Consider the following 19,187-nt stretch of genomic DNA (forward strand, 5'->3'; position numbering starts at 1 on the left):
GAAGTCCCCCACCAGGTCCGGGTCGCCGCTCGCCACCCCGACCGGGCCTCCCGGAAGGGCCGTTGGCCATCGTCCGCCCGGTCCCCCAGCGCCCCGGTCAGTACATGTCTCAGTACACGTCGCGGACGTAGCGCTTGTCGGCCGCGAGCTGTTTGACGTAGCCGGCGGCCGCGTCCGGCGTCAGGCCCCCGTGCGCCACGGCGATCTCGCGCAGGGCGCGGTCGACGTCCTTGGCCATCCGCGACGCGTCGCCGCACACATAGAAGTGGGCACCGTCCTGCAACCACGACCACAGGTGGGCGCCGTGCTCACGCATCCGGTCCTGCACATAGACCTTGGCGCGCTGGTCGCGGGAGAAGGCCGTGTCCAGCCGGGTGAGCAGTCCCTCCTCGCGCAGCCGGCCGAGGTCGTCCTCGTAGTAGAAGTCCGTGGCGCGGCGCTGCTCACCGAAGAACAGCCAGTTGGGGGCGCGGTGGCCGCGGGCGCGCCGCTCGTTGAGGAAGCCGACGAAGGGCGCGACCCCGGTGCCCGGCCCCACCATGATCATCGGGGTGGCCGGGTCGGTCGGCGGCCGGAAGTGCGGGGCGGACCGGACGACCACCGGCACCGGGCTGCCGGGCTCGGCGTCGGCGAGGAAGGTGGAGGCCACGCCCTTGCGCGGGCGTCCGTGGCGGTTCTCGTAGCGCACGACGGAGACCGTCAGATCGATCAGGGCGGGGTCGGTCAGCGGGCTCGACGAAATGGAGTACAGCCGGGGCCGCAGCCGCGGCAGGACGGCGGCCCACTCCGCGGCGTCGGCCGTGACCGGGTGCTCGGCGAGCACGTCGACGGCCTGCCGGCTCCAGGCCCACTGCGCGAACTCGCCCTTGTTGTCGGGCCGCAGCAGCTTCTTCAGCAGCCGGTCGCCGGTGCGTTCGGCGGCCAGTCGCAGCAGGCTCGGGGAGATCCGCGCGATGTCGAGATGGCGCAGCAGCGCCTCGCCGAACGACACCGCGCCCAGGCCCGCGACCTCGACGGTGGCGGCCGGGTCGAGACCGGTGCGCTCCAGCCACTCCGCCACCAGCTCGGGGCAGTTGGTCGGCTGCACCTCCAGCGCGTCGCCCACCGCGTAGTCCAGCGGCGCGCCCTCGGCGTCGCGGGTGTCGAAGGTGAACCGGCGCACTTCCTTGGTGGCCCCGGGACGGCTCAGCAACTGGTTGCCGACGAGCCGGGCGAGGCTCGGCGCGGGCTTGGCGGCGCGGGCGGGAGCCGGCGGCGCGGCGGCCGGCGCGGGCGCCGCCGCCTCCCCGGCGCCGCCGGCGTCCCCCGCGTCCGCCCCGCCCTCCAGGGCCCTGAGCACCCGCCCGACCCACTGCTCCGCCGGCTCCTCGTAGTCCGGTTCGCAGTCCGTGCGCGGCACCAGCCGCACCGCGCCCAGCTCGGCCAGGCGTGCGTCCAGCCGGCGCCCGTGGCCGCAGAAGTCGTCGTAGGAGGAGTCGCCGAGCGCCAGGACGGAGTAGCGCACACCCTCCAGCCGGGGAGAGTCCGGCGCGTTGAGCGTCTCCCAGAACCCCGATCCGTTGTCGGGCGCGTCGCCGTCACCGAAGGTGCTGGTGACGATGAGCAGATCGGCGGTGCGCGGCAGGGTCGCCGGGGCGCTCTCGGCCATGCTCAGCAGCGTCGCGTCCCGCCCGCTGCCCTTCAGCCGCCGGGCCGTGTCGGCGGCGACCTCCTGCGCGTTGCCGGTCTGCGAGGCCCACAGCACGATGACCGTACGGGCCGGCGCGGCGTCGGTGGCCCCGGCGGCCGCGCCCGACGCGCCGTCCGCCGCCGGCCGCCCGTCCTCGACCCGCGAGAACATCCCGGCCAGCACGCCGTTCACCCACAGCGCGGTCTCCGGGCCGAACGGCGCCTGCGCGGGCAGCACGGGCGTGCCCGGGGCGTTCCCCGAACGCAGCCCGGCGAGGAAGCCGGACAGATAGCGGCGCTCGTGCGCGGCCAGCACCGGCGGCGCGGGATCGGGGAGGTGGAACACCTCGGACAGCAGCGCCACCGCACCCTCCGTCCCGCCGCCGGGCTCCGCACCGGGCCCGGACGCCCCCTCCGAGCGCGCCCCGGCCACGCTCCCCGCCGGCCCCCGTTCGCCCGCGACCCGGGCCAGCGAGACCGCGCACACCTTGAACTCGGGCTGGAAGGAGATCGGATCGACCGCGTCGTTGGTCACCGCGTTGACGCTGAGGTACTCGCCGAACAGGTCGTTCCAGTGGAACGGCGCGAAGCAGTTCCCCGGCCGCACCCGGTCGGTCACCACCGCCGGCAGCACCGCCCGGCCGCGCCGCGAGGCCACCTCCACCGCCTCGCCCTCCGCGACGCCCAGCGCCTGTGCGTCCCGCGGATGGATCTCCACGAACGGCCCCGGGTCGAGCTTGCTCAGCTTGGCGACCTTGCCGGTCTTGGTCAGGGTGTGCCACTGGTGCTGCAGCCGGCCGGTGTTGAGCACGTAGGGGAAGTCGTCGTCGGGCATCTCCGCCGCGGGCAGGTGCGGCCGGGCGAAGAACGCGGCACGGCCACTGGGGGTGGGGAAGGACAGTCGGGGCCGGGAGCCGTCCGGGCGCAGGGCCGGCCGCTGGCTCACCCCGTCGTTGAGGTAGCGCACCGGATTGCGGTCGGGCCCGTCGGCCGACGCGCTGGGCCACTGCACCGGGGTGCGCCGCAGCCGCTCGTAGGACACTCCGCGCAGGTCATAGCCCGTCTGCGGGTTCCAGGCGCGCTTGATCTCCTCGAATATCTCCTCCGCGCTCTCATAGCCGAAGGCGTCCTCGTACCCCATCTCGCAGGCGATCCGCGCGATGATCCGCCAGTCGGGCCAGGCATCGCCGGGGGGATCGGCGGCCTGCCGCACCAGCGTCAGATTGCGCTCCGAGTTGACCATGACGCCCTCGGACTCGCCCCACATGGCGGCCGGCAGTACCACATCGGCGTACGCGTTGGTCTCGGTCTCGGTGAAGACGTCCTGCGCCACGACGAACTCCGCGGCCTCCAGCCCCTCGATGACCGTCCGGCGGTTGGCGACCGAGGCGACGGGGTTGGTGCAGATGATCCAGCACGCCTTGATGTCCCCGTCCGCCATCTCCCGGAACATCTCGACGGTCCCCCGGCCCGCCCCGTCCGCCCGCAGCGTCCCAGGCCGCAGCCCCCACAACTCCTCGACGAACGCACGGTCCTCGGGCACCAGCGCCGAGCGCTGCCCGGGCAGCCCCGGCCCCATGTAGCCCATCTCGCGGCCGCCCATCGCGTTGGGCTGGCCGGTGAGGGAGAACGGTCCGGCGCCCGGGCGGCAGATCGCGCCGGTCGCCAGATGCAGGTTGATCAGCGCGTTGGTGTTCCAGGTGCCGTGCGTGCTCTGGTTCAGCCCCATCGTCCAGCAGCTCATCCAGGCGCCCGCCGCGCCGATCCACTCGGCGGCCCGGCGCAGGTCCTCCTCCGGTATCCCGGTGATCTCCGCGACCGCCTCGGGCCCGTAGTCCTGGAGGAACTCCGGTATCGCCTCCCAGCCGTCGGTGTACTCGGCGATGAACTCCTCGTCGAGGGCGCCGCCGTCGACCAGCAGCCGCAGCAGCCCGTTGAGCAGGGCCAGATCCGTGCCCGGCGCGATCTGCAGGAACAGATCGGCCTTGGCCGCGGTGGCGGTGCGCCGGGGATCGACCACGATCAGCTTGGCGCCCGCCTTGACCCGCTCCATCATCCGCAGGAAGAGGATCGGATGGCAGTCGGCCATGTTGGAGCCGATGACGAGGAACACCTCGGCGTGCTCGAAGTCCTGGTACGAGCCGGGCGGGCCGTCCGCACCCAGCGACAGCTTGTAGCCGCTGCCCGCGCTCGCCATGCACAGCCGCGAGTTGGACTCGATGTTCCGGGTGCGCACGAAGCCCTTGGCGAGCTTGTTCGCCAGGTACTGGGCCTCCAGCGTCATCTGCCCGGAGACGTACAGCGCGAGCGCGTCCGGGCCGTGCGCGTCGACGATCGCCCGCAGCCGGGCGGCGGTCTCCTTGACCACGGTGTCCATCGCACCGGGCACCGGCTCGGCGCCGCGGTCCGCGCGCACCAGGGCGGTCGACAGCCGCCCCGGCGCGGCGAGCAGCTCCGCGCCGGTCGCGCCCTTGGTGCACAGCCGGCCCGCGTTCGTGGGGTGCGCCTTGTCGCCGGTCGCCTTGCGGACCGTGCGGCGCCCGTCGCGGTCCGTCGCCACGTCCAGGACGATCCCGCAGCCGACACCGCAGTACGAGCACGCCGTCCGCACCTGCGTCAGGTGCTCTGCCAGCGGTTCCGGTGCGGTCACGGACGGTCCCCTTCGTGGTCGGATGCCGGGTTCCGACCCTACGAGCCGCCCGTTAACCGGGTGTCACATGAAGCGGTCAGCGGTGTTTACGGCGACCACACAGTCCCGCACGGCGCTCCGTGAGATGCGACGGCGAGCGCGGGTTGCACGACTGCAAAAGTGTAACCGTTGCACTTTCTTACCGGCTGTGCTTTTCTGGATGGCATGACACCCACCCCTCCCCGCATCGCGGTCATCGGCGCCGGCCCCGGCGGCCTGACCTGCGCCCGCGTCCTGCAGCGGCACGGCGTACCGGTCACCGTCTACGATCATGAAGCGTCCGCCGGCGCCCGCCCGCAAGGCGGCACGCTGGACCTCCAGCTGACGACCGGTCAAAAGGCGTTGCACGCGGCCGGGCTGTACGAGGAGTTCAGCGCCCTGGCCCGCCCGGAGGGGCAGCAGATGCGGCTGCTCGACCGCACCGCCACCCTGCTCTTCGAGCACACCACGGCCACCGACGAGGCCGACCGCCCCGAGATCGACCGCGGCCAACTGCGGCGGCTGCTGCTGGACTCCCTCACCCCCGGCACGGTCCGCTGGGGCCACTACCTACGCACCGTCCATCCGCTCGGCGACGGGCGCCACAAGGCGGAGTTCGACAACGGCCGCACCGAGACCTTCGATGTGGTCATCGGCGCCGACGGGGCCTGGTCCCGGGTGCGCCCGCTGCTCTCCGACGCCACCCCGCACTACTCCGGCGTCACCTTCGTCGAGTTCGGACTCGACGACGTCGACACCCGCCACCCCGCCATCGCCCGCCTGGTCGGCGACGGCAGCATGATGGCGGCCCACGCCGACCAGGCGCTGATCGCCCAGCGCAACAGCCACGCCCATATCCGCGGCTACGCCGCCTTCCGGGGATCCCAGGACTGGGCGCTGCAGGCCGGGCTGACGATGGCGGACACCGAGGCGGTGCGCGCCGTGCTCCTCGACACCTTCGCGGGGTGGGACGACCGGCTGCTGGCACTGCTGCGGGAGAACGACGGCGGGTTCGCCAACCGCCCGCTGTTCGCGCTGCCGGTGCCGCACACCTGGATCCACACCCAGGGCCTGACGCTGCTCGGCGACGCCGCACATCTGATGACGCCGTTCTCCGGCATGGGCGCCAACCTCGCCATGCTCGACGGCTGCGAACTCGCCGAGGCCCTCGTCGCGCGCCACGACGACCCCGACGAGGCGCTGCTCGCCTATGAGGAGGCCATGATGCCCCGTTCGGCACGGGCCGCCGAGCTGGCCGCCCGCGGACTGGCCAACGCCCTCGCCCCCGACGCCCCGCAGGGGCCCCTGCGCCACCTGCGCCGGATGGCCGGGCAGGGGCAGCAGGGGCCCTGACCGCCCCGGCGAGCCCGAGCCGCCCGCCCTCCGGTTGCGGGCCCCGCGCGTCCGTCGGACGATCGGCAGCGTACGGGCGGCGGCCGGCCGCGCACGGACGCGACGGCGGCACGCCCCGCGGCGGCGCGGAGGGACGGAAGCACACCGTGAAGATCACTGGGCCCACACCCGGCGCACCGTGCTGGGTGGAGCTGGGCACCTCGGACGTCGACGCCGCCAAGGTGTACTACCGCCAGGTCTTCGGCTGGCGCGCCGAGACCGACCCGCGCCACGAGGCGGGCGGCTACACGGTGCTCTATCTGGGCGCCGCCCCGGTCGCCGCGCTGTCACCGCTCGCCGCCCCCGGTCAGCCGACCGCCTGGACCGTGTCGTTCGCGACCCGCGACGCCGACGCGCTGGCCGCCGCGGTCACCCGGGCCGGCGGACGGCAGGTCAGGGCGCCGAGCGACGTCTTCGACCTGGGTCGTTTCGCGGTCCTGGCCGACCCGGAGGGGGCCGTCTTCGAGGTGTGGCAGGCCCGGTCCTTCGCCGGTGCCGCGGTGCTCAGCGCGCCGGGCTCGCTGGGCTGGGTCGAGCTGGCCACCCGTGACGAGGCGGCCGCCAAGGTCTTCTACACGGGGGTCTTCGGCTGGACCGTGGGCACCCATGAGGACTATCCGCAGTGGGGCATCGACGGCGCCGACTTCGGCGGGATGAGCGCGCTGGACGAGTTCTACCCGGACGACGTCAGGGCGCACTGGCTGCCGTACTTCGCGGTCGCCGACGTCGACGAGACGGCCGCCCGCGCCACCGAGTCCGGCGGCATGCTGCTGGTGCCTCCCACGGACGTCCCCGACGGGCCGCGGATCGCCGTGGTCCGCGATCCGCAAGGGGCCTCCTTCGGTATCCACCGCGCCGGCACCGAGGGCTGATTCCCGTATCACACGATCGGCGGCCTGTTCGTCGTTTCACCCCATTCAATGGGTTTTTTGCGCGTAATGTCCCGTTTGCGCCAATGGGCGCCATTGCGCGTCAAGAACAGGAGACCCCCCTATGTCCACGACTGAACTCCTCGTGGCCCGAGGCAGAAGGCTCGCCGCCGGCGCGGGCGTACTGGCCGCGGCCGTCGCCATGGGCGCGACGCTGTCCACCGCGGCGTCGGCCCAGGCGGCGACGCCCGGGCCCGTCAGTACCGCGAAGCCGTACGGCATCGTCACCACGAAGATGGGCCTGAGTGCGCGTCAGTACCCCAGCACGGACTCCTCCGTGCGGGGCTTCCTCCGTCACCGCGCGCAGGTCGGCCTGGTGTGCAAGGTGCGCACCCAGAGTGTCGGCGGCAACAGCGTCTGGTACCTCACTCGCGATGAGCGGGCGTCCTGGGTCTCGGCGAAGTACGTGACCAACACCGGCAAGGTCAAGTACTGCAAGGACGTGCAGCACGGCCGGATGCACCCCGGCTTCAACAACCCGGCCAAGCACGCCATGGGCTGATGGTGCCCGGGCGAGGCCCGGTACGGCACCCCGCGGGTGCCGTGCCGGGCCTTCGTGCGTGCGGGGGCCCCGCCCCGCACCGGCACGCCTCCGGACTCCCGGCCCGGCGGCCGCACCGGCCCGATCGCGCTCCGGCACCCTTCCGTATTACTGGAACAAGTTCTACTGTGCCCTCGATCCGGCATCCGACGCACCGTCAGGACCACGGCGCAGTCGGACCGGACGACGGGACCGGACGAACTGGAGGGGCCGTGCACCTCGAATACACCCCCGAGCAGCAGCGGTTGCGCGCCGAACTGCGCACCTACTTCGCCGAACTGGTGCCGGAGAACGCCTACGCACGGTACGCCGACCCCACCGCCCAGAAGCGCTTCTACCGCGAGACCGTGCGCCGCCTGGGCCTCGACGGCCGGCTCGGCGTCGGCTGGCCCAAGGAGTTCGGCGGGCGCGGGATGACCCCGATGGAGCAGTTCATCTTCTTCGACGAGGCCGCACAGGCGGGCGTACCGCTGCCGCTGATGGCGCTGAACACCGTCGGCCCGACGATCATGCAGTTCGGCACCGAAGAGCAGAAGGCATACTTCCTGCCCCGGATCCTGTCCGGCGAGATCGACTTCGCGATCGGCTACAGCGAACCGGACGCCGGCACCGACCTGGCCGCCCTCAAGACCCGCGCGGTACGCGAGGGCGACGAGGAGACCGGGTACTACGTCGTCAACGGGCAGAAGATCTGGACGACCAACGGGGACACCGCCGACTGGGTGTGGCTCGCGGTGCGGACCGACCCCGACGCCCCGCCCCACAAGGGCATCACCATGCTCCTGGTCCCCACCAGCGACCCGGGCTACTCCTGCACCGTGATCAACACCCTCGCCTCGCACGACACCACCGCCAGCTACTACGAGAACATCACCGTCCCGGCCACCCGCCGCGTCGGCCAGGAGAACAAGGGCTGGCGGATCATCACCAACCAGCTCAACCACGAGCGGGTCACCCTCGCCGCCCACGGCACCATGGCCATCCGCGCCCTGCACGACGTCCAGCGCTGGGCCGCCGAGACCAAGCTCGCCGACGGCCGCCGGGTCATCGACCTGGGCTGGGTCCGGGGACGGCTGGCCCGCACCCACACCAGACTGGACGCCATGAAGCTGCTGAACTGGCAGATGGTCGACGCGCTCCAGCAGGGCACGCTCACCCCGCAGGACGCCTCCGCGGTCAAGGTCTACGGCTCCGAGGCCCGGCGGGACGCCTACGCCTGGCTGATGGAGGTCGTCGGCTCGGCCGGCCCGCTGAAGGAGGGCTCGGCCGGTGCCGTGCTCCACGGCGAACTGGAGCGCGGCTACCGCTCCGCCGTCATCTTCACCTTCGGCGGCGGCAACAACGAGATCCAGCGCGAGATCATCTCGTGGATCGGCCTCGGAATGCCGCGCGTACGGCGCTGACCGACCCCCACGCCTCAAGGGCGCGGGCCCCCAGACGGGAGAAGGGGCGAATGGCAGGCGACCCCGGGCTCTTCGGGCCCCGCTCGGTGACCTGGCAGCTGCACGCCGACCCGATGATGTGGATCGCGGGCGTACGTGCGCTGTACCTCCAGGCGCTGCACCCGCGCGCCGTACGCGGCGTCATGCAGAACTCCGCCGCCTTCCACATGGACGCCAGGGGCCGGCGCGACGCCTGGGGTCGGCTGATGCGAACCGCCGACTTCGTCGGCACCCTCAGCTACGGCACCACCGAAGCCGCCGAGCGGGCCGGCGCCGCGGTCCGCGGCATCCACCGCCGGCTGACCGCCACCGACCCGGACACCGGCGAGCGCTACGGCATCGACGAACCGGCCCTGCTGCTGTGGGTGCACTGCGCGGAGGTCGACTCCTACCTGCACGTACTGCGCCGCTCCGGCTACCCGGTCGGCGACGCCCAGGCCGACCGCTACCTCGCCGAACAGCGCGCGAGCGCCCGCCTGGTGGGCCTCGACCCGGACGTGGTCCCCGGCGACCGGGACGCCCTCGCCGCCTACTTCGACGGCGTACGGCCCGAACTGGCGCTGACCCCCGAGGCCCGCCAGGTCGACGCGTTCCTGCGCCGGCCCCCGACCCCCGCCCTCCTCGTACCGGCCCGCGCGCTGCTCTGGCAGCGGGTCGCACACCTGGCCTACGACGCGCTCCCGGCGTACGCACACGACCTCTACCGGCGCCCCGCGCCCCCGCCGGCCGCCGTCACCCGCCGACTGCGCGCCACCGGCCGCCTCCTGCGCGCCGTCCCGCCCACCATCCGCTGGCGGCTGCCGCCCCGGCACGTCCTGCGCGCCGTCGAGCGACTCGGCCCCGACACCCGCCCAGCGCCCTACAAGCTCCGCCGTTCCGCCGCCATACTGGACGGGCACGACGGAACGCAGGGGGAACTGCGCGGCTGACCGCGGCACTGGGGACGGGGGCGGCGATACGGGATGGCGGAGAACAGACTGGTTCAGGGGCGCTACCGGCTGCTCGACACCATCGGCCGCGGCGGCATGGGCGAGGTCTGGCGGGCCCGCGACGAATCACTGGGCCGGCAGGTCGCCGTCAAGTGCCTCAAGCCCATGGGGCCCCGGCACGAACCGTCGTTCCTCCAGGTGCTGCGCGAACGCTTCCGGCGCGAGGCCCGGGTCGCGGCCGCCCTCCAGCACCGCGGCATCACCGTCGTCCACGACTTCGGCGAGGACGCGGGCACGCTCTTCATCGTCATGGAGCTGCTCAACGGCCGTAACCTCAGCCAGCTGCTGGACGACAACCGGCGCCAGCCGCTGCCCGTCGGGGACGTCGTCGAGATCGCCGAGCAGGTCACCGCCGCCCTCGCCTACACCCATGAACAGGCCGTCGTGCACCGCGATCTGAAACCGGCGAACATCGTCCGCACCACCGACGGCACGGTCAAGATCTGCGACTTCGGCATCGCCCGCCTCGGCCACGACATCGGCTTCACCGCCCGCCTCACCGGCACCGGCATCGCCATGGGCAGTCCGCACTACATGTCGCCCGAGCAGATCGGCGCGCACGCCATAGACCACCGCAGCGACCTGTACTCCCTGGGCTGTGTGCTCTACGAGCTGGCCACCGGCGTCCCCCCGTTCGACCTGGGCGACGCCTGGGCGGTGCTGGTCGGACACCGTGACACCGCCCCCGCCCCGCCCCGCACGCTCCGCCCCGACCTGCCCGAGCCCTACGAGCGGATCATCCTCGAACTGCTCGCCAAGGACCCCGACGACCGGCCGCGCGACGCCGACGACCTGGCCAAACGCCTCGCCGACGCCCGCCACCGCCACCCCGCTCGCCGCGCCCCCGCGGGCCCCGACGACACCACCACCGCCACCCCCCGACTGCCGTCCTGGACCCGCGGTATCACCCTCGGCTCCCCGGCCGGCGCCGCACGCCGCCCGCCCCGCCCCCCAGCCGACCCGGCCACCACCGTCCTCACCGACAGCTGGACCGGAGATGGCGACCCGCGACGCGGCGACACCTCCCCGGCCGTCCCGCTCGCCAGCCCCGCACCACCCGACGACCGCCGCGCCGCCCTCACCGGCCGCCTGGAGGCCGCCCATGCGCTGGGCCGCCAGGGCCGCTACTTCGACGCCCACCAGCGCTACGCCGAGGTGCTGGCCGACCAGCAGCACGCCCTGGGCCCCGACCACCCCGACACCCTCGGCTGCCGCCACCACCTCGCCCGCAACCTCGGTCGGCTGGGCCGGCTGGAGGACTGCCTGGCGATGACCCGCGAGGTGGCCGAGGCCCGCGCCCGGGTGCTCGGCGCCCGCCACCCCGACACCCTCACCACCCGCTGCGCACTCGCCCACGTACTCGGCAAGCTGGGCAACTGGGCGGCGGCGCTGCAGATCTACCAGCAGGTCGCGGCGGCACGCGCGGCGGCACTGGGCCCCGACCACCCCGACACCCTCGCCGCCCGCTACGAGGTCGGCATCGGCCTCGGCCGGCTCGGCCGCAGCGCGGAGGCCCTGGCGCTCTACCGCGACCTGATCGCGGCCCGCACCCGCACCCAGGGCGCCGCCGATCCCGACACCCTGCGCGCCCGGCACGGCCTGGGCGTCAACCTCGGGCAGCTGGGCCGCTGGCAGGAGGCACTGGTCGAGGCCCGGGAGGTGGCCGCGGCACGCGAACGGGCGCTCGGCCCCGACCACCCCGACACCCTGGTCAGCCGGCGGGAGACCGCCGTGGCCCTCGGCTGGCTCGGCCGCTGGAACGACGCGCTGGACGGCTACCGCCAAGTGGCCGACGCCCGCGAACGGGTCCTGGGCGCAGCCCACCCCGACACCCTCACCAGCCAGAGCGACCTGGCCCAGTGCCTGGAGCAGCTGGGCCGCGCGGACGAGGCGGCCGCCCTCCACCAACGGGTCGCCGCCCTGCGCCGGCAGCGCGCCCGACGCGAGCGGTAGCGGGGCCCGCAGGCCCGGGAGCCGCCGCGGGGCTCAGCTCGGGGTGACCCGGTAGAGCACCGTGCCGTGCGCCGGAACGTTCGGGGCCGCGATCTCGCCGTCGCTGCGCGCCCGGCGGCCGGTGACCAGATCGTGCAGCAGATAGGAGGAGCTCCTCGGCAGCCCGGCCGCACCGGCCGTGACGGACAGCGTGCGCGCGGTCCCACCCGAGTTGAACAGGGCGATCGCCTGGTCGCCGTTCTTCAGCGGCCGGCTCAGCACCGCGAAGTCCGTGCCCTGCGCCACGATGTGCCCCTGCACCCCGAGCGGATCCTGGTCGACGGCGATGACCTCCTCGTTCCCGAGCACCGCCCGCGCCGCCGGCGACAGCTTCGCCACGTCCGTACTGGAGATCAGCGGTGCCGCCATCACCGCCCACAGCGACATCTGGCTCTGCGTCTCCTGCCGCGTCAGCCCCGAGTCGCCGGCCAGCAGGAGATCCGGGTCGTTCCAGCGTCCGGGCCGCTGGAGGTCCGCCAGATCCGCGTTGTAGCGGAAGTTGTAGACGATGGAGGACCACTTCGTGTCCGGTGAGCTCTTCTGCAGCGCCACATCGCGGCCGGTGCGCCACAGGTTGCCCAGCTCGGAGGACCAGCCGATGACCCGGTGCCAGACGGCGGCGCCGTCGAACTGGAAGTACGCCGGCGCGGACACCGAGAAGGTCATCGGCCGCCCGGTGGCCCGCAGCGCCTCACTCATCTGCCCGTACAGATCGCGGTAGGTCTGCTCCTTGCTGTGCCCCGGCACCGTGGGCACATTGCAGCCGTCCGCCTTGACGTAGTCCACCTTCCACTGCGCGAACAGCTGCGCGTCCTGGCGGAAGCGGCCGAGGCTGCCCGGATACTTCTCGCAGGTGAGCGTGCCGACGTCCTCGTAGATGCCGAACTTCAGGCCCATCCGGTGCAGCTGCTGCCCGACGTGGGCCATGCCGTGCGGGAACTTCCCCGGGTCCGCCACCAGTTCGCCCTTGGGGCCGCGCTGCCGGCTCATCCAGCAGTCGTCGACCGTCACGGTGTCGTAGCCCTTGGCCGCCAGCCCCGTACGGACCAGCGCCCGGGCGTTGTCCAGGACCACCTGCTCGCTGATGCCGCAGGTGTAGTAGGACCAGTTGTTCCAGCCCATGGGGGGTGTCGGGGCCAGGTGGGGGTACGGCACGGCGGTGCGCGGCGCGCCGGGCGCGCGGGCCGGTCCGGCGTGTGCGGCGGCGGGCGCGGGGGCCGTGAGCAGCCCGGCCGAGCAGGCGGCGACGGCCGTCAGACCGGCGAGGCTGCGGCCGGTGCGGGGTACCGAGGGGCGGGGCACGGGTCACCTCATGGGGGAGCGGGACGGCCTGCGTGCGGGACAGCCGGGGCGGTCCCGGAGGCGAGCACGGCCGGACGCTAGGAGCAGCCCTACGGCCGATCAAGAAGCCGCACCGACCGCGCCGGAGGTTTCACCCCCTGGGTCGCGTCGCGGGCCAGGCGGGACTTTGCGGCCACGGCCTGGCTACCGAGATCGCCGCGTGCTACGAAGAGGCATGCCGGAACGGACTTCGTATGACGCGGTCATCGTCGGCGGCGGGCACAACGGGCTGGTAGCCGCCGCCTATCTCGCACGCGCCGGGCGCAGCGTGCTGGTGCTGGAGCGACTGGACCACACGGGTGGGGCGGCCGTGTCGACCCGGGCGTTCGCCGGGGTCGACGCCCGGCTGTCCCGCTACTCCTACCTCGTCAGCCTGCTGCCGCCGAAGATCGTGCGGGACCTCGGGCTGCGCTTCGCGGTCCGCAAACGGACCGTCTCCTCCTACACCCCCGCCGTACGCGACGGCCGCCCCACCGGCCTCCTCGTCGGCGGCGGCGAGCAGCGCACGCGTGAGTCGTTCGCCGAACTCACCGGATCCGACGGGGAGTTCGACGCCTGGCAGCGCTTCTACGGCACCACCCGGCGGCTCGCCGAACGGGTCTTCCCCACCCTCACCGAGCCGCTCCCCACCCGCGCCGCACTGCGCGCCGCCGTCGACGACGACGCCACCTGGCACGCCCTCTTCGAACGCCCCCTGGGCGAGGTGGTCGAGGAGACCTTCACCGACGACCTGGTCCGCGGCGTCGTCCTCACCGACGCCCTGATCGGCACCTTCGCCACCGCCCACGACCCCTCCCTGCGCCAGAACCGCTGCTTCCTCTACCACGTCATCGGCGGCGGCACCGGCGACTGGGACGTCCCCATCGGCGGTATGGGCGCCCTGACCGACGCCCTGGCCGACGCCGCCCGCCGCGCCGGGGCCGAGATCGTCACCAACTGCCCGGTGACCGCGATCGCCACGGACGGCCGGACGGCGGAGGTCAGCTGCGACCGGGGCGTGATCGGCGCCCGCCGGGTCCTGGTCAACGCCTCCCCGCGCGAACTCGCCCGCCTCCTGGGCGAGAGCCCGCCGACGCCCGCCGAGGGCGCCCAGCTCAAGGTGAACATGCTGCTCACCCGGCTCCCGCGGCTGCGCGACACCCGGGTGGACCCCCGGGAGGCATTCTCCGGCACCTTCCACATCGCCGAGGGCTACGGCCGGCTGGAGCGCTCCTACCAGCAGGCCGCGTCCGGCGAGCTGCCCGCGAACCCGCCGTCCGAGATCTACTGCCACTCCCTGACCGACCCCTCCATCCTCGGCGCCGACCTGGTCCGCCAGGGCTACCAGACGCTCACCCTCTTCGGCCTGCACGCCCCGGCCCGGCTGTTCGCCGCGGACAACGACACCACCCGCGACCGCCTGCTCGCCGCGACCCTCGCCGAGCTCGACACCCACCTCGCCGAACCGCTCGCCGACTGCCTGGCCCACGACGCCGAGGGCCGCCCCTGCATCGAGGCCCGGTCCCCCCTGGACCTGGACCGGGAACTGGGCCTGCCGGGCGGCAACATCTTCCACCGCGACCTGGCGTTCCCGTACGCGGACGAACCCGCCGCGCAGGACGAGCACGCGGGGGCGGCCGACGGCACCGCCCCGGCGCGCTGGGGCGTGGCCACCACCCACCCCAACGTCCTGCTGTGCGGCGCGGGCGCGATCCGCGGCGGCGGAGTCAGCGGAATCCCCGGCCACAACGCGGCGATGGCGGTGCTGGAGGAGGGCTGAGCACCCGCCCGTGCGACCACCAGGGGGCGCTCTCCGGGCGCCCCCTGCCCGACCCTCGCAGCTTTCTGACGCAGCATCAGAAAATCTCTTCCCTCGTACGGCCCGCTGCGGCATCCTTCGCGCATGCAGACGGAGCTGAGCAACACGCTGGGAGCCGAGCACGCCGTCTTCGGGTTCACGCCCTTCCCCGCGGTCGCCGCGGCGATCACCCGGGCCGGCGGGTTCGGGGTGCTCGGCGCGGTCCGCTACACCGCGCCGGACGAGCTGGCGCGCGACCTCGACTGGATGCAGGAGCACACCGACGGACTGCCCTATGGGCTCGATGTGGTGATGCCCGCCAAGAAGGTGGAGGGCGTCAGCGAGGCCGACGTCGAGGCGATGATCCCCCAGGAGCACCGCAGGTTCGTCACCGAGCTCCTGGAGAAGCATCAGGTGCCGCGGCTCGCCCAGGGGGAGGCGCCCGGCTGGCGGATCACCGGATGGATGGAGCAGGTCGCCCGCACCCAGCTCGACGTGGCCTTCGACTACCCGATCAAGCTGCTCGCCAACGCCCTCGGCTCGCCGCCGCCCGACGTCGTCCGGCGCGCCCACGACCACGGCGTCCTCGTCGCCGCGCTGGCCGGCAGCCCCCGGCACGCCCGGCACCACAAGGCCGCCGGTATCGACATCGTCGTCGCCCAGGGCTACGAGGCGGGCGGGCACACCGGCGAGATCGCCACCATGGTGCTCACCCCGGAGATCGTGGCCGCCGTCGACCCGCTCCCGGTGCTCGCCGCGGGCGGCATCGGCACCGGTGAGCAGATCGCCGCGGGGCTGGCCCTCGGGGCGCAGGGCGTCTGGCTCGGCTCGATCTGGCTGACCACCGAGGAGGCCGAGCTGCACTCCCGGAGGCTGACCGCGAAACTGCTCGCCGCCGGGCCCGGCGACACCGTCCGCTCCCGCGCCCTGACCGGCAAACCCGCCCGTCAGCTGCGTACGGAGTGGACCGACGCCTGGGACGACCCCGACGGCCCCGGCGCCCTTCCGATGCCGCTGCAGGGCCTGCTGGTCGCCGAGGCCAACTCCCGTATCCAGCGGCACGAGGTCGAGCCGCTGCTGGGCACCCCGGTCGGCCAGATCGTCGGCCGGATGAACAGCGAACGCAGCGTGCAGGCCGTCTTCGACGACCTCACCCGCGGCTTCGAGCGGGCCGTCGACCGCATCAACCGCATCGCCGGACGCGCGTGACCCCGAGGAGGACAGCCCCATGACCAAGGACGCCCCGCCGGCCAACGGCTTCTGGGCGCAGGCCGCCGCCGACCCGGACCGTACGGTCCTGATCGCCCCGGACGGCGAGGAGTGGACCGCGGCCCGGCTGCACGCCGCCGGCAACCGACTCGTCCACGGACTGCGCGCCGCGGGCCTGCGGCGCGGCGACGCCTTCGCCGTCGTGCTCCCCAACGGCGTCGAGTTCCTCACCGCCTACCTCGCCGCCACCCAGGCCGGCTTCTACCTCGTCCCCGTCAACCACCATCTGGTCGGCCCGGAGATCGCCTGGATCGTCGCGGACTCCGGCGCCAAGGTGCTCATCGCCCACGAGCGGTTCGCGGCGGCGGCGCGGCAGGCCGCCGACGAGGCGGGACTGCCGGCGGCACAGCGCTACGCCGTCGGGCCGGTCGACGGATTCCAGCCGTACGACCGGCTCCTCGACGGACAACCGGACTCCGCGCCCGACGACCGCACCCTGGGCTGGGTGATGAACTACACCTCGGGCACCACCGGACGCCCCCGCGGCATCCGCCGCCCGCTGCCCGGCACCCCGCCCGAGGACGCCTATCTGGGCGGCTTCCTCGGCATCTTCGGCATCAAACCGTTCGACGGCAACGTCCACCTGGTCTGCTCGCCGCTCTACCACACCGCCGTACTGCAATTCGCCGGCGCCTCACTGCACATAGGCCACCGCATCGTCCTCATGGACAAGTGGACGCCGCAGGGCATGCTGGCCCTGATGGACGAGCACCGCTGCACCCACACCCATATGGTGCCGACCCAATTCCACCGGCTGCTCGCACTGCCGCAGGAGACCCGGGCGGCCTACGACGTGAGCGCGATGCGGCACGCCATCCACGGCGCCGCGCCCTGCCCCGACCACGTCAAGCGCGCGATGATCGACTGGTGGGGCGGCTGTGTGGAGGAGTACTACGCGGCGAGCGAGGGCGGCGGCGCGTTCGCGACCGCCGAGGACTGGCTCAAGAAGCCGGGGACGGTCGGCAGGGCCTGGCCGATCAGCGAGCTGGCCGTCTTCGACGACGACGGCAACCGGCTGCCGGCCGGTGAACTCGGCACCGTCTACATGAAGATGACCACCGGTGGCTTCAGCTACCACAAGGACGAGGGCAAGACGCGGAAGAACCGGATCGGGGACTTCTTCACCGTCGGCGACCTCGGCTTTCTCGACGAGGACGGCTATCTCTTCCTGCGCGACCGCAAGATCGACATGATCATCTCGGGCGGGGTGAACATCTACCCCGCCGAGATCGAATCCGCCCTGCTCGGCCACCCCGCGGTCGCCGACGCGGCCGCCTTCGGCATTCCGCACGACGACTGGGGCGAGGAGGTCAAGGCCGTCGTGGAACCCGCCGAGGGCCACCGGGCGGGCCCCGAGCTGGCCGCCGACATCCTGGCGCACTGCGAACGGCGGCTCGCCGGCTACAAGCGCCCCAAGTCCGTCGACTTCATCACCGCCATGCCCCGCGACCCCAACGGCAAGCTCTACAAGCGCCGGCTGCGCGAACCGTACTGGGAGGGACGCGAACGCGCCGTGTAGTGCTGACGCGCGGTCGGGCGCCTTGACCGGGGGTGGGGCGCGGCCGAGGATCGCGCCATGATGCGAGCACGGAGCAACACCGTCGACGGGGTCCTGCGGCGCAGCGCCGGCCGCGTGCCCGAGCGGACCGCGGTGCGTTACGGGGAGCGGGCCTGGACCTATCGCGAGCTGGACGCGGCGGTGAGTGCCGCGGCCCGGTTGCTGCTGGCGCACGGCCTTGCGCCCGGCGACCGGGTCGCGTCCTACGGGCACAACTCCGACGCGTATCTGATCGGCTTCCTGGCCTGCGCCCGCGCCGGACTGGTGCACGTACCGGTCAACCACGGCCTCACCGGCGAGGATCTGCGCTACATCCTGGAGCAGTCGGGCAGTGCGCTGGTGCTCACGGACGCCGCCCTCGCGCACCGGCTGCCGGACTCCGTCCGCACCCTGCCGCTGTACGGCACGCCCGGCGGGCTGCTGGAGCGCCTCGCGGCCGACGCGGGGCCCGGCGCTTCCGGAGAGCTGCCGGAGGTCGCCGACGACGCACTGGTGCAGCTGCTCTACACCTCGGGGACGACCGCCCTGCCCAAGGGGGCGATGATGACGCACCGCGCGCTGGTGCACGAGTACACCAGCGCCGTCGTCGCCCTCGACCTCAAGGAGACCGACCGGCCGCTGCACTCGCTGCCGCTCTACCACTCCGCGCAGATGCATGTGTTCCTGCTGCCCTATCTGGCGGTGGGCGCCGAGAACACCATCCTGGACGGCCCCGACCCGGACCGGATCTTCGACCTGGTGGAGGCGGGCCGGGCGGACAGCCTCTTCGCGCCGCCGACGGTGTGGATCGCGCTGTCGCAGCACCCCGGCTTCACCACCCGGGAGCTGGACGGGCTGCGCAAGGTCTACTACGGCGCCTCGATCATGCCGGTGCCGGTCCTGGAGCGGCTGCGTGCCCGCCTGCCCCGGCTGGCCTTCTACAACTGCTTCGGGCAGAGCGAGATCGGGCCGCTGGCGACCGTGCTCGGCCCGGACGAACACCAGGGCCGGATGGACTCCTGCGGGCGCCCGGTGCTGTTCGTCGAGGCACGGGTGGTGGACGAGGCGGGCCGGGAGGTGCCGGACGGCACCCGGGGCGAGGTCGTCTACCGGTCCCCGCAGCTGTGCACCGGCTACTGGGGCAAGCCCGAGGAGACCGCCGAGGCATTCCGGGAGGGCTGGTTCCACTCCGGGGACCTCGCCGTCCGGGACGCCGAGGGCTACTTCACGGTCGTCGACCGGGTCAAGGACGTCATCAACTCCGGCGGAGTCCTGGTCGCCTCGCGCCAGGTGGAGGACGTGCTCTACGAGCATCCGCAGGTGGCGGAGGTCGCGGTCATCGGACTGCCGGACGCGCGCTGGATCGAGGCGGTGACGGCGGTGGTGGTACGGCGAACGGACGGTTCGGACGCCGCGGGCGGCGGGGCCCCGGTGGGGGAGGGGGAGCTGATCGAGGCCGCGCGGGCCCGCCTCGCGCCGTTCAAGGCGCCCAAACGGGTGGTGTTCGTGGACGCGCTGCCGCGCAACGCCAGCGGGAAGGTCCTCAAGCGTGAGCTGCGCGAGCGGTTCGGCACGCCCTGATCCGCGGGCGAAGGGCGACTGTCAGTGGCCCCTGCCATGCTGAGAAGCGGCGGGAGAACGG

The 19,187-nt window shown here is 73.3% G+C and carries 12 protein-coding genes; 10 read left to right on the forward strand and 2 right to left on the reverse strand.

The features are described from left to right. Positions 1–109: 109 nt before the first annotated feature. Positions 110–4,318, reverse strand: a complete 4,209-nt coding sequence (locus tag ACZ4NB_RS28335; RefSeq protein WP_467665869.1) for a molybdopterin-dependent oxidoreductase — start codon at positions 4,316–4,318, stop codon at positions 110–112. 204 nt (positions 4,319–4,522) lie between these two features. Here ACZ4NB_RS28335 and ACZ4NB_RS28340 point away from each other — a divergent pair, with 204 nt between their 5' ends. The 6 genes from ACZ4NB_RS28340 (at position 4,523) to ACZ4NB_RS28365 (ending at position 11,582) form a co-directional block, all read left to right on the forward strand. Further along, complete coding sequence (locus ACZ4NB_RS28340) at positions 4,523–5,689, forward strand: FAD-dependent oxidoreductase (protein ID WP_467665870.1); 1,167 nt, start codon at positions 4,523–4,525, stop codon at positions 5,687–5,689. Positions 5,690–5,835: 146 nt separating this feature from the next. Next, positions 5,836–6,600 carry a VOC family protein gene (locus ACZ4NB_RS28345; protein ID WP_467665871.1) on the forward strand — a complete coding sequence of 255 codons (765 nt, stop codon included), beginning with the start codon at positions 5,836–5,838 and terminating at the stop codon, positions 6,598–6,600. A 121-nt stretch (positions 6,601–6,721) separates the two neighbouring features. Next, entirely contained in the window at positions 6,722–7,159 is a 438-nt protein-coding gene (locus ACZ4NB_RS28350; RefSeq protein ID WP_467665872.1) for an SH3 domain-containing protein, read from the forward strand. Between the two features lie 251 nt (positions 7,160–7,410). After that, positions 7,411–8,601, forward strand: coding sequence for an acyl-CoA dehydrogenase family protein (locus ACZ4NB_RS28355; RefSeq protein ID WP_467665873.1), 1,191 nt, complete (start codon positions 7,411–7,413; stop codon positions 8,599–8,601). 50 nt (positions 8,602–8,651) lie between these two features. Then, positions 8,652–9,569 carry an oxygenase MpaB family protein gene (locus ACZ4NB_RS28360; RefSeq protein WP_467665874.1) on the forward strand — a complete coding sequence of 306 codons (918 nt, stop codon included), beginning with the start codon at positions 8,652–8,654 and terminating at the stop codon, positions 9,567–9,569. A gap of 33 nt (positions 9,570–9,602) precedes the next feature. After that, positions 9,603–11,582, forward strand: coding sequence for a serine/threonine-protein kinase (locus tag ACZ4NB_RS28365; RefSeq protein ID WP_467665875.1), 1,980 nt, complete (start codon positions 9,603–9,605; stop codon positions 11,580–11,582). A gap of 33 nt (positions 11,583–11,615) precedes the next feature. On the opposite strand, the gene ACZ4NB_RS28370 is transcribed toward ACZ4NB_RS28365, so the two are convergent. Beyond that, the gene (locus ACZ4NB_RS28370; protein ID WP_467665876.1) at positions 11,616–12,923 is read right to left on the reverse strand and encodes a glycoside hydrolase family 27 protein; all 1,308 of its coding nucleotides are present in this window, start codon (positions 12,921–12,923) and stop codon (positions 11,616–11,618) included. A gap of 214 nt (positions 12,924–13,137) precedes the next feature. Here ACZ4NB_RS28370 and ACZ4NB_RS28375 point away from each other — a divergent pair, with 214 nt between their 5' ends. The 4 genes from ACZ4NB_RS28375 to ACZ4NB_RS28390 all read left to right on the forward strand — a co-directional run bounded on the left by ACZ4NB_RS28375 (position 13,138) and on the right by ACZ4NB_RS28390 (position 19,126). Then, on the forward strand, positions 13,138–14,721 hold the full coding sequence (locus tag ACZ4NB_RS28375) for a phytoene desaturase family protein (protein ID WP_467665877.1): 1,584 nt from the start codon (positions 13,138–13,140) through the stop codon (positions 14,719–14,721). A 123-nt stretch (positions 14,722–14,844) separates the two neighbouring features. Continuing rightward, positions 14,845–15,948: an NAD(P)H-dependent flavin oxidoreductase gene (locus ACZ4NB_RS28380; protein WP_467665878.1), complete on the forward strand. Its 1,104-nt coding sequence runs from the start codon at positions 14,845–14,847 to the stop codon at positions 15,946–15,948. A 19-nt stretch (positions 15,949–15,967) separates the two neighbouring features. Then, complete coding sequence (locus ACZ4NB_RS28385) at positions 15,968–17,527, forward strand: acyl-CoA synthetase (RefSeq protein WP_467665879.1); 1,560 nt, start codon at positions 15,968–15,970, stop codon at positions 17,525–17,527. A 57-nt stretch (positions 17,528–17,584) separates the two neighbouring features. Beyond that, positions 17,585–19,126, forward strand: a complete 1,542-nt coding sequence (locus ACZ4NB_RS28390) for an acyl-CoA synthetase (RefSeq protein WP_467665880.1) — start codon at positions 17,585–17,587, stop codon at positions 19,124–19,126. Positions 19,127–19,187: the final 61 nt, after the last annotated feature.

This window comes from Streptomyces sp. NPDC026575 (assembly GCF_055567415.1).

What these genes read in the sequence shown, in the direction of transcription:
- ACZ4NB_RS28340 (WP_467665870.1), top strand. Translation starts at nt 4,523, where the DNA reads ATGACACCCACCCCTCCCCGCATCGCGGTCATCGGCGCCGGCCCCGGC.
- ACZ4NB_RS28350 (WP_467665872.1), top strand. Translation starts at nt 6,722, where the DNA reads ATGTCCACGACTGAACTCCTCGTGGCCCGAGGCAGAAGGCTCGCCGCC.
- ACZ4NB_RS28360 (WP_467665874.1), top strand. Translation starts at nt 8,652, where the DNA reads ATGGCAGGCGACCCCGGGCTCTTCGGGCCCCGCTCGGTGACCTGGCAG.
- ACZ4NB_RS28365 (WP_467665875.1), top strand. Translation starts at nt 9,603, where the DNA reads ATGGCGGAGAACAGACTGGTTCAGGGGCGCTACCGGCTGCTCGACACC.
- ACZ4NB_RS28375 (WP_467665877.1), top strand. Translation starts at nt 13,138, where the DNA reads ATGCCGGAACGGACTTCGTATGACGCGGTCATCGTCGGCGGCGGGCAC.
- ACZ4NB_RS28380 (WP_467665878.1), top strand. Translation starts at nt 14,845, where the DNA reads ATGCAGACGGAGCTGAGCAACACGCTGGGAGCCGAGCACGCCGTCTTC.
- ACZ4NB_RS28385 (WP_467665879.1), top strand. Translation starts at nt 15,968, where the DNA reads ATGACCAAGGACGCCCCGCCGGCCAACGGCTTCTGGGCGCAGGCCGCC.
- ACZ4NB_RS28390 (WP_467665880.1), top strand. Translation starts at nt 17,585, where the DNA reads ATGATGCGAGCACGGAGCAACACCGTCGACGGGGTCCTGCGGCGCAGC.